The sequence below is a fragment of the Anabaena sp. UHCC 0187 genome (assembly GCF_009712035.1).
Classification (GTDB): Bacteria; Cyanobacteriota; Cyanobacteriia; order Cyanobacteriales; family Nostocaceae; genus Dolichospermum.
Window position 1 is genome coordinate 1 of sequence record NZ_VILB01000013.1, and the last position, 13,461, is coordinate 13,461.

Consider the following 13,461-nt stretch of genomic DNA (forward strand, 5'->3'; position numbering starts at 1 on the left):
TTAGCACGGTGCGTAGTTCAGTCTAACGACTTGATAGCCTATGAAGACTTGAGAATTAAAAATCTGGTGAAAAATCATTGTTTAGCTAAGTCTATTAACGACGCATCCTGGTATCAGTTTCGTGTCTGGCTTGAATATTTTGGAAAAGTATTTAAGAGGGTCACGGTAGCGGTTAATCCGCAATACACGAGCCAGGAATGCTCTAGTTGTGCTGAAGTTGTCAAGAAAACCCTATCTACTCGCACCCACGTTTGTAAATGTGGTTGTGTAATGGATAGAGATGAAAACGCAGCTAAACTGTTACGCAGCTAAATTTAATAAATAGCATTACCTTTATTTTTAATTTTGCGTTCCCATTTAATAATAAGACCTCCTTCATTTAGCAATTTATTTAACAATTCTTCTAGCTGTGATACGGATTCAAATAATCTATGAGCTATATATTCTTTTGCGGAATGCCAAACCAATTCAATTAAATTATAATCTGGACTATATGGTGGTAAAAATTCCAAAATAATATTTGGCATTTCTGCCTCAATCTGAGCTAAAATATCTTTTCTTTTATGGAAACTAGCATTATCTAAGATAATAACTATCTTGGCAGAATTATTCTCGAAACTTTCAATTGGATTTCCTTGTTCCATCCATTCTTGTATTAGAAAATTATTCAATGATTTCAATTGTTCATAAAAGACATCTGCATTCCCCTTCTTAATTACAAAGTTAATTCTTTTTTTGTCATGATAACGCAACCCGCCCATAATATTTACTCTTCCTCGTCTTCTTTGTCCTGTTACCTTTTTTCTGTTACCTTTCTTTCCCCATGTTTTTCTTCTTATTACTCTTAAACTGAATCCACTTTCGTCCCAAAATCATACCTGTAAACGCTCTGGAGCTTCTTTGGTTATTTTTAAATATTCTGCTAGTTTTTCTTTAAATAATTTTCGTTTCTCTGGATTTTGTTTATCTTCTAGGCTGTATCTTGCCCAAAGATAAACATACTTTTTTTTCGCTAAAATCCTCCCTACCTGAGAACCACTTAATTTAATTCCTGTTACTAATTCTAGATATGTTGCACATCTTGCCGCCGTCCAACGACCAAATTCATAGCCATATTCTGCTGGCTCTTTTTCTATTATCTCCAATAATAATTCTTCATATTCTTTGGTGACTTTACGGAAGTTACCTTCTCTTCTTCCATCTAAAAAACTTTCTAGGTTATCAGGATCTCCATGCACTGCCCAATATGCTACTGTTGGATATGCGATATCCAAAAAATTACTAATCTCTTGGTAAGTTTTCCCGTCATTCATCAACAATAAGATGAGTATCTTCTCTCTCACATAGGGATTTTCATGCTCTTTTAGTGTTTTTAGTAGTCTTTCTTTCTGCTCTTGAGATAGATGATTTTTTGCTGGCATACGTCCCTATTTATAGCTAGTCACTTAATTTTCTATTATACAATTAATCTGCGTAACAGCTTAGAAACATCCTTAGTCGGGGATTGAGTACCGTAGGGCATATGGGAACTTTTGCGCTAGACGCAAACAACGCTTTAGGAGATAAGACCTCTATTCAGACTGGAGAAATCCTGCCTGAGCAAGTCATATCGTTGATCAAAGAATCTCAGTGTCTTTAGACCTGAGAGTGTCAATCCTGATTCCTACTATATAAAGTAATGCGCCCTGACCAACAAGCATGGATAATCTCTGGATGACTCCCTAGACGAAAGCCAACCACAATGGAGATATATGAAAATTTTCAAAAAACCTGATTATGAACTGGCAAATAAACGAAATTTTACAGCTACGCTACATCCTTAACCCTGAATCCTGACCTTTTCAGGATATCTGCAAGACTTACCCCTAAGTCTGTTTTCGATGGAGAATGAGTGGCAATTTTTACTTCCCCATCAGAGAATCTTAATCCCTGCAATTACCTTTACGATGACACTCTCCTGTTTGATCATCTCTAGCAGAGATATTTGCCACTAGTTGTGATTGCGAATTATTTTCACTTCTTAGCTGAGTATTGCTTACGGACAGCTTATTTCCTGCAAAACAAGCACTGGAATTGCACAGATAGACTGACAATACCATGAGTCCCAAACCAATTGTTTTTTTCATATCAAAATTTAATTCCGATTGATGATTGTGTAATCAGCAACGTCACAACAGTTCCTCAACTTAGGGAAACCCCAAGATCAGACTGTCTTATCTTGATCAGCATGAAAACCCATTAATCGGCTAATAGTTCTAAAAATTGCCAGAGAGATTCTGTCTGTAGTGTCTAATTTGATACTACAAATGATGCAATTTCCAGGTGCATTAGTCTATCCCTGTTTTTTTAGTCTGGGAGTAAATCTAGATTTTTACTGGGTTATACCCTTGGTATATCTTTGATTTATCCGCAACTGAGACAAACAAGTTGTTGTTTTCATTTATTCACAGATCAAAGTCAGAGCCGTGATTGCTAAATCAACCCTTCCCCCCTAGTAGAGTTAATTTAGCCACAAGATAACGTTCTTTATACTTATGCAAATATAATGAGTAAAACCCGGACAAAAAAAGTTTTTTTGTTCAGAAACAAACATGAATATTATCCGTCAATACAGTAATGAATGTAATTTAAAGTACAGTCGCTTTAAATTATGGCAAGAGGATATATTTTATTCCGCCTGAAATATCTAGCTTTAATAAGCTATAGAGCTAGTTAAGAATTCATGGAATCACATTTGATCTCCAATAAATACTGATCAGCTAAGTAATAATAATTTAGCTGCACTTAATCTTTGATGCGTGCTAGTTAATACTTTTATAAAAACACAATTACAAATATCTTTATAAAGATCAGGATATAAATGCTACCAAAAATTAATGCAAATTTTTTCCTGAGTCAATTACAACTTCAAGGGTTTTCTGGCGTATTCCTTATAAAATAGTGAACGAATACAGCCTTACAAATGTTTCCCACTCTTCTTACTCATGACCTCTCCACAAGACGTAGATACCATAAATTCCCAGGATTTAGAACCAGAAGCATCCAGCGAACCATCTATTAACCCACTGGATGAATTACCAGGTGAAGTGGAAATGGATTTTTTTGACCACCTGGAGGAGTTGCGGCAAAGAATTTTCTATTCCCTCATTGTGGTAGTAGTGGGTATTATCGGTTGTTTTATTTTCGTCAAACCCCTAGTACAGCTACTAGAAGTTCCTGCTCACGGCGTTAAATTTCTGCAATTAGCTCCGGGAGAATTTTTCTTTGTTTCCATGAAAGTTGCCGCTTACGGTGGTTTAATCCTGGCTACTCCCTTCATTCTTTATCAAATTATCCAGTTTGTACTTCCTGGCCTCACCGTGCGGGAACGGCGTTTAGTCATCCCTGTGGTGCTAGGTTCAAGTGTGCTATTTGTATGCGGCTTAATTTTCGCTTATGTGGCACTCATTCCCGCTGCTTTACAATTCTTCATTAACTACGGTGCTGATGTTGTTGAGCAACTTTGGTCAATTGATAAGTATTTTGACTTTGTGTTGTTATTGTTATTCACCACAGGACTAGCTTTTCAAGTTCCGGTTATTCAAATTTTGCTCGCTACCTTGGGAATTGTCTCTTCACAGATCATGTTAAAAGGTTGGCGTTATGTAATTATGGCAGCAGTAGTTTTAGGAGCAGTGCTGACACCTTCTACCGATCCTCTGACCCAAAGTCTTTTAGCCGGTGCGGTTTTAGGACTATACTTTGGTGGGATTGGACTAGTCAAAATCATCGGCAAATAATTCAAATAGTCAATTGTTAATTGCTGCACAGAATCATAAAATTAATGAATTCATCCGTCTTTATCTGCGTTCATCTGCGTTTATCTGCGTTTAATTATTCTGGAAATCCTATTCTATGCAGCTTTATCTTAACTTACGTGATGAAATTACATTAATTGTTAATCGCTATGCAGAAAGCCAGTTATCCTCATTGCTATCCTATAAAATGAGGTTTGATAAATTAGTTTTGTCAACGCTGGCTGATTTATAGCTAACGTTATCTAAGACCAACTTAACTTTAACTTTTACAATAGGGATACTTCACCAGCATGGTTCAAGAGCGCACGTTACCCACATTTAATACTGCCACAGTCCAAATCACTAAAGAAGAAGGTTTGGGTTTATACGAAGATATGACATTAGGACGTTTATTTGAAGATAAATGTGCCGAAATGTACTATAGAGGAAAAATGTTTGGTTTTGTCCACCTATACAACGGACAAGAAGCAGTTTGTAGCGGCATCGTTAAAGGTGCAATGCGCCCCGGTGAAGATTTCGTTTCCAGCACCTACCGTGACCACGTTCATGCTTTAAGTGCCGGAGTCCCCGCACGAGAAGTCATGGCAGAATTATTTGGTAAAGCCACAGGTTGCAGTAAAGGGCGCGGTGGTTCTATGCATATGTTTTCCGCCGAACACCGATTATTAGGTGGTTATGCTTTCGTAGCCGAAGGTATTCCTGTGGCTGCTGGTGCAGCTTTCCAATCTAAATATCGTCGGGAAGTTCTCGGAGACAAAAACGCTGACCAAGTAACCGCTTGCTTCTTTGGTGACGGTGCGGCTAACAACGGTCAATTTTTTGAAACATTGAATATGGCGGCTTTATGGAAATTGCCAATTCTCTTTGTGGTAGAAAATAATAAGTGGGCAATTGGTATGTCTCACGAACGGGCAACTTCCCAACCAGAGATATACAAAAAAGCCAGTGTGTTTAACATGGTGGGTGTGGAAGTTGACGGCATGGATGTTCTAGCAGTGCGTCAGGTGGCTCAGGAAGCCGTAGCCCGCGCCCGTGCTGGAGAAGGCCCAACTCTAATTGAAGCCATGACCTATCGCTTCCGTGGTCACTCCCTGGCTGACCCAGACGAAATGCGAAGCAAGGAAGAAAAAGAATTTTGGTTTGCTCGTGACCCCATTAAAAAGTTAGCTGCTTATTTAGTGGAACAAAATCTAGCTACAGAAGCAGAACTCAAAGATATTGAAAAGAAAATTCAGGCTGTGATTGAGGACGCGGTTAAATTTGCTGAAAGCAGCCCCGAACCAGACCCTAGCGAGTTATATCGCTTCATTTTTGCCGAAGACGAGTAACTAGGGAACAGGTGACAGGTGACAGGTGACAGAGGTAAATTTTACCAATCACCAATCACCAATCACCAATCACCAATCACCAATCACCAATCACCAATCACCAATCACTAAAAATCATGTTTACCATTGATATTCAACAAGAACAATACAAAACCTACATCCTGTCTGATAAAACCGCTGGTACACAAATAGAAGTTGTCCCAGAAAGAGGCGGTATCATCACTCGTTGGCTGGTGCAAGGTCAAGAAATATTTTACCTAGACGCTGAACGCTTTACTCATCCTGATTTGAGCGTTAGAGGTGGCAATCCAATTTTGTTTCCTCTTTGCGGTAATTTACCTGATAATACTTACAGCGTTGACGGCAAACAGTATACTATTAAACAACATGGCTTTGCTCGTGAATTGCCTTGGACAGTAACAACGCAAAACACAGCAGATAACGCTAGTCTGACTGTAGTTCTCAACAGCAATGAGGAAACAAAGGCAGTTTATCCTTTTGATTTTCAATTGGCTTTTACCTACGAACTTCAAGGGAATACCTTAGTAGTGCGTCAGGAATATAAAAATCTGTCATCTACACCCATGCCATTTTCCGCTGGTTTCCACCCTTATTTTCTCTGTGGGGATAAAAATCAGCTAGAAGTGGAACTTCCATCTACACGATATCAAGATAACAAAACCAAGGAATTCCACGGCTTTAATGGCAAATTTGACTTTAGCCAAGATGAAATTGATTTTGCCTTTGGAGGACTTACCAGCAAATCAGCCACAGTCACAGATAACAGCCGCAGGTTGAAGCTAACCCTCGATTACGATGATTTCTCTACCTGGTTGGTGTTTTGGACTGTTAAAGGCAAAGAATTCTACTGTCTAGAGCCTTGGAGCGCCACCCGCAATGCTTTCAACACTGGTGAAAACCTGACTGTGTTAGCTCCTGGGGCTAGTTGTACTGCGGCTTTTGGGTTAACAGCAAATTTTTTCTAGAAACCCCTTGACAAAACCATGGCTGTTGATGGTATATTGATAAAGTTGGAAAAACAGCAAAAGGGTGGCTAACTCAACGGTAGAGTACTCGGCTTTTAACCGATTTGTTCCGGGTTCGAATCCCGGGCCACCCATTCTCAAGGCTCAAATATAATTCCCTTTGTCAATTTCAAGATGTAAGATTATTCATAGGCATCTGGAAAGAAAGATTTTAGATAAGTGATTGCGGTCAGTCTAAAAACTCAGTAACATCTTCATAATTGTCAAACTTAGAATAAAATTCTTCAACTTTCCTTGATTGATTAATTAAACAGAAATGCGGAAGGATTGACCAATGACTTGAAAATCTTCTGTTTGTTGATTTCTAAGTTTGGCACGAATTTGAGTAAATTGGCTAACAACGTCTGGTTTATAAAGTTTTTCTCCACATTTTGAACAAACTTCTGCTTCTACATCAATAATGGCGGTGTTATTTCCTCCTTTGAGCATTTTTTCAATTTGCTTAGTTTCTAACTCACCTTGACAAGTGGGACATTTTTGGTTTTTCATACTAATACCTCTTGATGTGCCAATTAATCCAGCCTTGAGGCTTGGAACTATAAACAGTGACTAAAATTGCAGTGCTGCTATTCTGATCATAGCCTCAAATTTTGTGAATAGGTTGACGGGCAATATTTTCTGGGTAAGTTAAATAAGGAGGATAGGGTTGATTATTGGGGTATTTTTCGATAATTTCGTGGTATATGACAGAATGGAAGATTTTATTATATGTAATTAATTTTGTCTGATTACTTATCTAAAAATAGCAATTTTGAATTCAAAATATAAATTATGGAATAACTTGAACAGATCCAAACTGACGAAAATGATAATCAAAGGCAAATGCTTGAATAATTCCCAGCTTTTCCATTACGACTTTACTGCTACAATCAGTAAAACTCCATTCTTTATCAGAATAATCACGAAATAGTTGCCAAGTTAAACGGATATCTTCCTCTGTTAAATAATAGATAGTTGCTAACTTACCTGAGAAGAAAGCCTCACCTAAAATACTAGATCGTTTGGTTTCTCCTCTTGCTCTTAATAAAGTCAATGTTTCATCAATTACGTAGTCAGTTGTTAATAAAGTCTGTTTGTTATTAGTTAACCATAAAATAGCATTTTGATGCTCGGAATCAGACGGAACAATACTAGCAAACCAAGCACCCGTATCAACAAAAATCATAAACTATTTGGAATATAAAACTTGATCATGATCTAATCCTGAGAAAGTATCTGTTTTTCCCTCTAAAGGAAGTTCAGCAATCTCTTGTAAAATTTCTAAGGGGTTTTTCTGTTGAGAATAAGATTCTAAAGGAATGATAATTACTTTTACTCTACTTCCTTCTGGTAGTGTGATTGGTTGCGATAATCTCAATGTTCCTTGTTCATAAATAGCTTCTACTGGCATAGGATTTATCCTGGAATTTGAGTATTTACATTATAGCATCATCTTCCAGATATTAAAAAGCAAATTAACAAGACGCACAAACACAGAAAAGCAACCCCTCAATTATTAGATTCTGGTGCAGTGATATTCAAAATATTAACTAACAGGTCAAAAATTGTTTCCTTAGTAGTTAATAATAATTCGTAATCTGGTGATGTTACTCCCAGAGAATCTAACCATTGATGACAAATTTCACTAATAGTTTCTAAATGCTGAATAACTAAATGAGGGGCAATTTCTTCTGCGCTTTGTTCTAGGATTTTAGGAACAGTTTGCAGCAGATTATCTAGTTTTTCAGCTATTGCTAAAGGTGAACTGACGTTAATTTCTTTCTTGGCTTCTTGCAGCAGTTTAGAACAACGGAAATGGGCTGATTGAACACGATACAGGCTATCATTTAGTTGTCCGGCTGTGCTGATGTTAATAGGGGCAATCCCAGTTAAGGGAACGCGGAGACTATACCAGCGCAGAGCATCCATACCAATAGCTGAGATTAATTCTTCTGTGGCTATGTCAGGAAGAGGATGAATTTTTTGGTTAGTTTTGTGGAAAGCATAGAGTTTAATAGGTTGAACAATAATAAATTGAAATTGCTCTTTGGTGTAGCCTAAACATTGCATTGCGGCTGTTAGTTGGATGTCGTAACCAGTGTAAGTAGGAGGACGCAAGAGGATGATTTTGTCATAGCCTTGTTGGAAGATTTGATGATAGCGGGTGATGTCTTCTAGGAGTTGGGTATATTCGCCGTCGCGGTGTTGGAGAACTCTGTCGTAGTCGTCGTCAAAGTCGGCGGTTTTGATAAACCAGTCTTTGGGTTCGTCTTTGAGGGAGGTTTCTTCCACGTCGGGGGGTAAGTCTGCGGCGAGTTGGCGGGAAAGGGAGGCTTTGTAAACCTGTTGGTTGGTTTGAATCGAGTTAAAGAATTCCTTAATATTGAGAAATGGTTCTCTACGTAACGTGATGTTTAAGGTAACAAGATTGCCAGCCCATTGCAGCATATTTCTGATCGCAGCAGTGCAAGCATAACGAATATCAATTAAAGAAGATATTCTTTCAGCAGGTGTTTCAAACAAACTTAACCAAATTTTACTTGTTTTGGTTTGTTTAGGTAATTGCAACATATTTTGCCTTATGTAACATTGAAAAGTGAAATTTGAACTCTACAATTTTCAATTGATAGTGGGCGCATCTTGCTATAAGTTAAATAATAGTGTTATGCACCCTCTTATAAATGTGTCTATTTATCGTTCAAAAATCTAATATTTTTTCTGTCAGTCCCTTGATTTTCTAGTTCGAGTTTAAATTGTATCTTCTGAGCAGCATCAAGATTTTTTAAGTCAACGATAACCATGACATCAGAATCATACTGGTTGCTTTTCAAAGCTATATTTTTTGCTTGCTCTAATATTGGCTGATATGTAGGGAGTATGGGAGTTTTAACTTCCGCATAACCCCCATCAATCTTGAAATCAAGATTTGGTTCTCCTTTGCTTAAATCCGGTCTTATCGCACCTTTTACAAGTCCTTCCATTTCAGCCTGGAGTATTGACTCAGCTTCTTCTTGAGACTTTTGATTCGGCTTTCCTGTTTGAGGATCGACAGAGAGTTCTTCTAACCTTTTACTAGGGAGCTTGGGAGTATTTGGATCTGGCCCTGGTAGCATCAAAAGTGGATCTTCATCTTTCTTATCTTCCTTTGCAATTTGCTCAGAAGTATCATCAATTTTATTGGCGATAGTCTTACTGATATTATCTAACTGCTTACCCGCATCAGCAGCTTCATCATTGAACTTCACAACAATTTCGCCAACAGCAGCGAGGGTAGGGCGAATACCTGGCATGAGATCCAAAATCCATCCTGCGGCACTATCCATCTGGCTATCAAACTTACGCCAAACACCTGCAATACCTTCAACAACATCAGCAAGTATAGCTTTCCAGTTAGCTTCTTTGAAGATTTTTGCAGCTTGTTTGGTTACATCAGGGCCAAGCTTCCGTAATAATGTGCCAATTGGCCCTTTGAGTGCAATTTTAGCAATCCCTTTGATAGCATCTCCAACACCAGGGAACCAGCCTGCCAAAGAACCAATTAGCTCAACCCATACATCTGTATCACGCCGACCGTCAATAACAACCTTCCAAAGAGCAGCTAAGGTATCAATAACATCAATCGTTTGACCAACAATAGGAACAAATCCTAGAGCAACTTTAAGAACCTCAATACTAACTTGACCTATAGGAGAGTTTGCAAAATCAAGAATAGTATCAAGAATCTTTTTACCCTCACTACCAAGTTTATTTAGTAATGCTTGTAATTGATTTTTTAATTCAGATGCTTTGTTAATAATCTTATTTTCAAGTTCAGTTCGAGTTGCTGCAATTTGCTTATCAACCCCCTGAATCTTGTTGTAAAGATTTCCTGTTTTATCCCCAAAAATAGCATCAACAACAGCAGCAACCGCTGTTTGAGCGCGGGGTTTAATCCAATCAACGGCTCCATTAGCAAAATTACCAACAGATTTGACTTCATCTTTAACTCCGTTAGCAACGCTATTAGCTAAAGGAGCAACTACACCATCATAGAAATTCCAACCAAACGCTCCAACATTTTTTAGCCAGTCCAAACCACCAAGAACTTTACCCTTAAAGTCTTCAACCAAATTATTAATGCTGCTAACTACACCATCAATGCCGCGCTTCATATCACTAGCTGCTTGTTCAATGATGCTATTGATCTCACCACCTGTTCGGTAAGCATTTTTGATGGCTTCAATAAAGTGCCAAAGATAATGTTTAACACGGTCTTGAACCCAAGCAACCTTTTCTTTTAGCCAGTCTTTTGCACCGTTAATAGTCCCTTTGAGAGCGTCTTTACCATTTCTGAGAGCGTCACCAATGCCTGGAATGTTATAAACTGACCCAGGGATTTTATTGTCAATCTGGTTGATAATTCCATTGGCTATGTTGTCAATAGTTCCTTTAATAAGATTGGCTGTGTCGTCAGCCCAAACATTGCCATTATGACGAACATCATCTAAAGCACCATGAACATTTGCCCGTTGTTCACCATTCATCTGGTCAAGCAGTTGTTGCAACTCCTGTTCATAACTTTGCTTATCTAGTTGAAGCTGCTGAATTCGAGCATTAGCATTAGCTCGTTCAGGAGTAGCAAAATTATTCAATGCCGTGTCATAAATCTGCTTAATGCGTGGATCTGCAAAAATTGAGCCACCAGTGCCACCGCCACCAGTACCGCTATTACCAGAACCCCCTGGCTTCCACCCAGGAGGTGGTCCTATCTCTGTTTGAGATAGCAAGTGTTTAAATTTAACTATCAGTTCATAATCAGTCGTTACGCCCTTGGGACTGTTAACCCTAATTAAATAAGTACCAGGAATCAAGTCAGCAATAAGATGCTCGTCTGTAATTCCATCCCGCATTGAATAGGAAATTGGATGATTTCGCACATCATAGAGAACTAGATCAGCATCTGCCAGCAGTTGCCTTAACTCGGCTGTAATTCGACCACTACGTGACAGGGTAAACCGATAGTAGTCGTCAGGAACAAGGTTGCCAACTGTCTCACCTGTCAGCTTAGTTTCAAAGGGATCAACTGGCCCAAATTCTGGTAATGATTTAGCAAGATACCAATCTAAACCACCCTTTCCTTGTTGCCGAGCAATTTCCGCTTGCCGTACTAGTTCTGCTAATCGAGCCTGTTCTTTTAGCAACTCATCATGTTGATGTTTCTTTTTTAATTCCTCAGCTAGTCTATTAGCTTGGACTTGCAGTGCTTGAGCTTGAGCTTGTGCTTCTGCATCCCTCAACCGCTGATCTTCCGCCAATTTCGCCTGTTCAGCTAGATCATTTGCTAGTTTGTCTTCTGCGTCCTTTAGCCTTTGAGCTTCGGCTGCCTGTGCTGCTGCTAAGTCTGCTTCGCGACGCAGCCTTTCTTGCTCTTGCTCCCACTCATAGTTGGGATGATGTTTAGGAATTTCAATCCAGTTGCCCGTAACAATATAATTTGGATCGGGAATACCATTATGATTAGCAATCCACCAGTAGTAGTCTGGGTGATAACTACCCATCGTATCAAACGCAATTTGACTGAGAGTGTCCCCCCTTCTAATTTGATAGGAAACCCAATCGTAATATTCCTTATTCTTCCAGAATTGCTCCGCGTGCGCCCAAATTTCAGGAGCTACCGTATCTGGATCAACCTCTGGCATAGTGGCATAAATAAACTCTTCATCAGAATTAGTAAAAGAGGTTTCAGCCAGTTCTCTAAATGCTTCTAATTCCTCTGGGGTTAAGTCATTGGTATTGAATTTTTGACCACCAAATAGCCCATAATCAGGAGTAGCCCGATTCAAATTCACCTGATACCCCAAATCAGCCAAAGATGCAATTGTCACCAGGCTAATGGGCGCATTTCCATCTTTTCCATTGTTATAATCAGCCGTCATTACCTCATCTTGGAAGATATTTTCATTCCAATGCAAACCGGCTGAACCATTGCCATTATTTTCCAGATTAATATGACTTGTTAAACCACCCAATTCTTGAAAGGCTTTTACTGCCTCTTGTCCGTTATATTGAGCTAAAGGTGTACCAGCGTAATCAACTAATCCCTTAGCTTCCCAAAGATTGCCAAAACCTAAACCGTGTAGAAGTTCATGCTGCACTACACTAAACAACTCTCCAGAACTTTCTAACTCGGCAATATCGGCAGCATCAAACTGAGTGATAGACTGAGCAGGTAACATTGTTCCAAACCGCATAAAATCTATTTTTGTTCTTGCGGCTGTACCACCTGCACCGTCTAAATTAGTAGCAGAAACTTTAAAATTAACATCATCAATAAGTTTACCGTCCACAATAGCGGTGGGTAAACCTTGAGAAATCATTGATTCAACACTTTTAGCGGCAGCTTGAATAATTGCTTGTTGTGAAGCACTCAAACCGCCTCCAAATTCTAGATCAATATTAAAAGGTTCACTATGATTTTTAGTCTCAAATCCATTGAGAATATAAGTTCCTGGTGTACCACCTTGATAATTAATTTTGACAATTACATCTCCCTTGATATCCGCAGGTGGTAGTAAGGTATGATTGCCTGTAGAAAAGAACTGACTTCCTAAAAATTGCCCAGATGGCATGAGATAATCAACAGATATTTGACCAGACAATACAGAAATATCAGCATTTTTTAAGTCATTAATCTTAACTCGATAAATATCTGTTGGATCAATATGGCTAACTTGATCAATTACATCTTTGATGTTAGAAACTACTAATGATGTAGGATTTGCCAGGTTATTCCCACCTGTATCTACATTGGTTAACGGTATTGTTGGGCGTGTAGCTCCTGAAAAATTTGTATTTCCTGGTAATAATTTACCTGAGAAACTTTCATTATTTTCTACTGAACAACTATTTGAACTGTGCAGTATTGATGTACTTTCAGGTAATGAATTTGTAGATGTTACTGAATTATCAAAGAATGATAAAGGCTGAGAACTAGGATCATTAAGCCAATCAATTATTATTTGATGATCAAATAAAGAATCATCTGGTGCTTGCAGAAGTGCATCTAAATTTCCAGCCTCCAGAGCTTGTAATAAATCACTTTGAATTAAATCAAATTCTGAACCAGAAACGGGAGGTATATCAACTAAAAATGGTTCAGGGGAATGTTCACCACCACCAACTAAAACACTAGGAGAAATAATATCATCTAGACCATGACTTTTACCTTGCCAGATTTCTCTCGGTTTTGATTTTTTAGCTTTCTTAGCTTGTTTAGATTTTTGATTTTTCTGGCTACCAAATCCAAATAAACTCATAAATGCACCCTTTCCC

9 protein-coding genes, 1 tRNA gene and 1 pseudogene are annotated in these 13,461 nt (G+C 38.5%); 5 read left to right on the top strand and 6 right to left on the bottom strand.

The genetic code is table 11. The features are described from left to right. Positions 1 to 312, top strand: a 312-nt coding sequence (locus FJR11_RS12955) for an RNA-guided endonuclease TnpB family protein (RefSeq protein WP_168504300.1), incomplete at its 5' end; no start/stop codon positions are given. A 2-nt stretch (positions 313 to 314) separates the two neighbouring features. Here the strand turns inward: FJR11_RS12955 and FJR11_RS12960 are convergent. Then, a pseudogene (locus tag FJR11_RS12960) lies at positions 315 to 1,421 on the bottom strand (IS630 family transposase). A gap of 1,563 nt (positions 1,422 to 2,984) precedes the next feature. Between FJR11_RS12960 and tatC the strand changes: the two are divergent. The 4 genes from tatC (at position 2,985) to FJR11_RS12980 (ending at position 6,245) form a co-directional block, all read left to right on the top strand. After that, complete coding sequence (tatC, locus tag FJR11_RS12965) at positions 2,985 to 3,779, top strand: twin-arginine translocase subunit TatC (protein ID WP_168504302.1); 795 nt, start codon at positions 2,985 to 2,987, stop codon at positions 3,777 to 3,779. A gap of 308 nt (positions 3,780 to 4,087) precedes the next feature. After that, positions 4,088 to 5,125, top strand: a complete 1,038-nt coding sequence (pdhA, locus tag FJR11_RS12970) for a pyruvate dehydrogenase (acetyl-transferring) E1 component subunit alpha (protein WP_168504304.1) — start codon at positions 4,088 to 4,090, stop codon at positions 5,123 to 5,125. Positions 5,126 to 5,241: 116 nt separating this feature from the next. After that, positions 5,242 to 6,111 (top strand): aldose epimerase, encoded by an 870-nt coding sequence (locus tag FJR11_RS12975; RefSeq protein WP_168504306.1) that lies wholly within the window; start codon positions 5,242 to 5,244, stop codon positions 6,109 to 6,111. A 62-nt stretch (positions 6,112 to 6,173) separates the two neighbouring features. Beyond that, positions 6,174 to 6,245 (top strand) — tRNA-Lys (locus FJR11_RS12980). 172 nt (positions 6,246 to 6,417) lie between these two features. Here the strand turns inward: FJR11_RS12980 and FJR11_RS12985 are convergent. The 5 genes from FJR11_RS12985 to FJR11_RS13005 form a co-directional block, all read right to left on the bottom strand. After that, complete coding sequence (locus FJR11_RS12985; protein WP_168504308.1) at positions 6,418 to 6,660, bottom strand: YgiT-type zinc finger protein; 243 nt, start codon at positions 6,658 to 6,660, stop codon at positions 6,418 to 6,420. 280 nt (positions 6,661 to 6,940) lie between these two features. Then, positions 6,941 to 7,336, bottom strand: a complete 396-nt coding sequence (locus tag FJR11_RS12990) for a type II toxin-antitoxin system VapC family toxin (RefSeq protein WP_168504310.1) — start codon at positions 7,334 to 7,336, stop codon at positions 6,941 to 6,943. Positions 7,337 to 7,339: 3 nt separating this feature from the next. Further along, a complete protein-coding gene (locus FJR11_RS12995; RefSeq protein WP_168504312.1) occupies positions 7,340 to 7,561 on the bottom strand; it encodes an antitoxin family protein in 222 nt (73 codons plus the stop codon). A 98-nt stretch (positions 7,562 to 7,659) separates the two neighbouring features. Beyond that, a complete protein-coding gene (locus FJR11_RS13000; protein WP_168504314.1) occupies positions 7,660 to 8,721 on the bottom strand; it encodes a DALR anticodon-binding domain-containing protein in 1,062 nt (353 codons plus the stop codon). A gap of 116 nt (positions 8,722 to 8,837) precedes the next feature. Further along, positions 8,838 to 13,445 carry a hypothetical protein gene (locus FJR11_RS13005; protein ID WP_174763041.1) on the bottom strand — a complete coding sequence of 1,536 codons (4,608 nt, stop codon included), beginning with the start codon at positions 13,443 to 13,445 and terminating at the stop codon, positions 8,838 to 8,840. Between the last annotated feature and the right edge of the window lie 16 nt (positions 13,446 to 13,461).

Excerpts from the sequence above, each read along its gene's own strand:
- FJR11_RS13000 (WP_168504314.1), bottom strand. The coding sequence starts at position 8,721 with ATGTTGCAATTACCTAAACAAACCAAAACAAGTAAAATTTGGTTAAGT.
- FJR11_RS12985 (WP_168504308.1), bottom strand. The coding sequence starts at position 6,660 with ATGAAAAACCAAAAATGTCCCACTTGTCAAGGTGAGTTAGAAACTAAG.
- FJR11_RS12975 (WP_168504306.1), top strand. The coding sequence starts at position 5,242 with ATGTTTACCATTGATATTCAACAAGAACAATACAAAACCTACATCCTG.
- FJR11_RS12995 (WP_168504312.1), bottom strand. The coding sequence starts at position 7,561 with ATGCCAGTAGAAGCTATTTATGAACAAGGAACATTGAGATTATCGCAA.
- FJR11_RS13005 (WP_174763041.1), bottom strand. The coding sequence starts at position 13,445 with ATGAGTTTATTTGGATTTGGTAGCCAGAAAAATCAAAAATCTAAACAA.
- FJR11_RS12990 (WP_168504310.1), bottom strand. The coding sequence starts at position 7,336 with ATGATTTTTGTTGATACGGGTGCTTGGTTTGCTAGTATTGTTCCGTCT.
- tatC (WP_168504302.1), top strand. The coding sequence starts at position 2,985 with ATGACCTCTCCACAAGACGTAGATACCATAAATTCCCAGGATTTAGAA.
- pdhA (WP_168504304.1), top strand. The coding sequence starts at position 4,088 with ATGGTTCAAGAGCGCACGTTACCCACATTTAATACTGCCACAGTCCAA.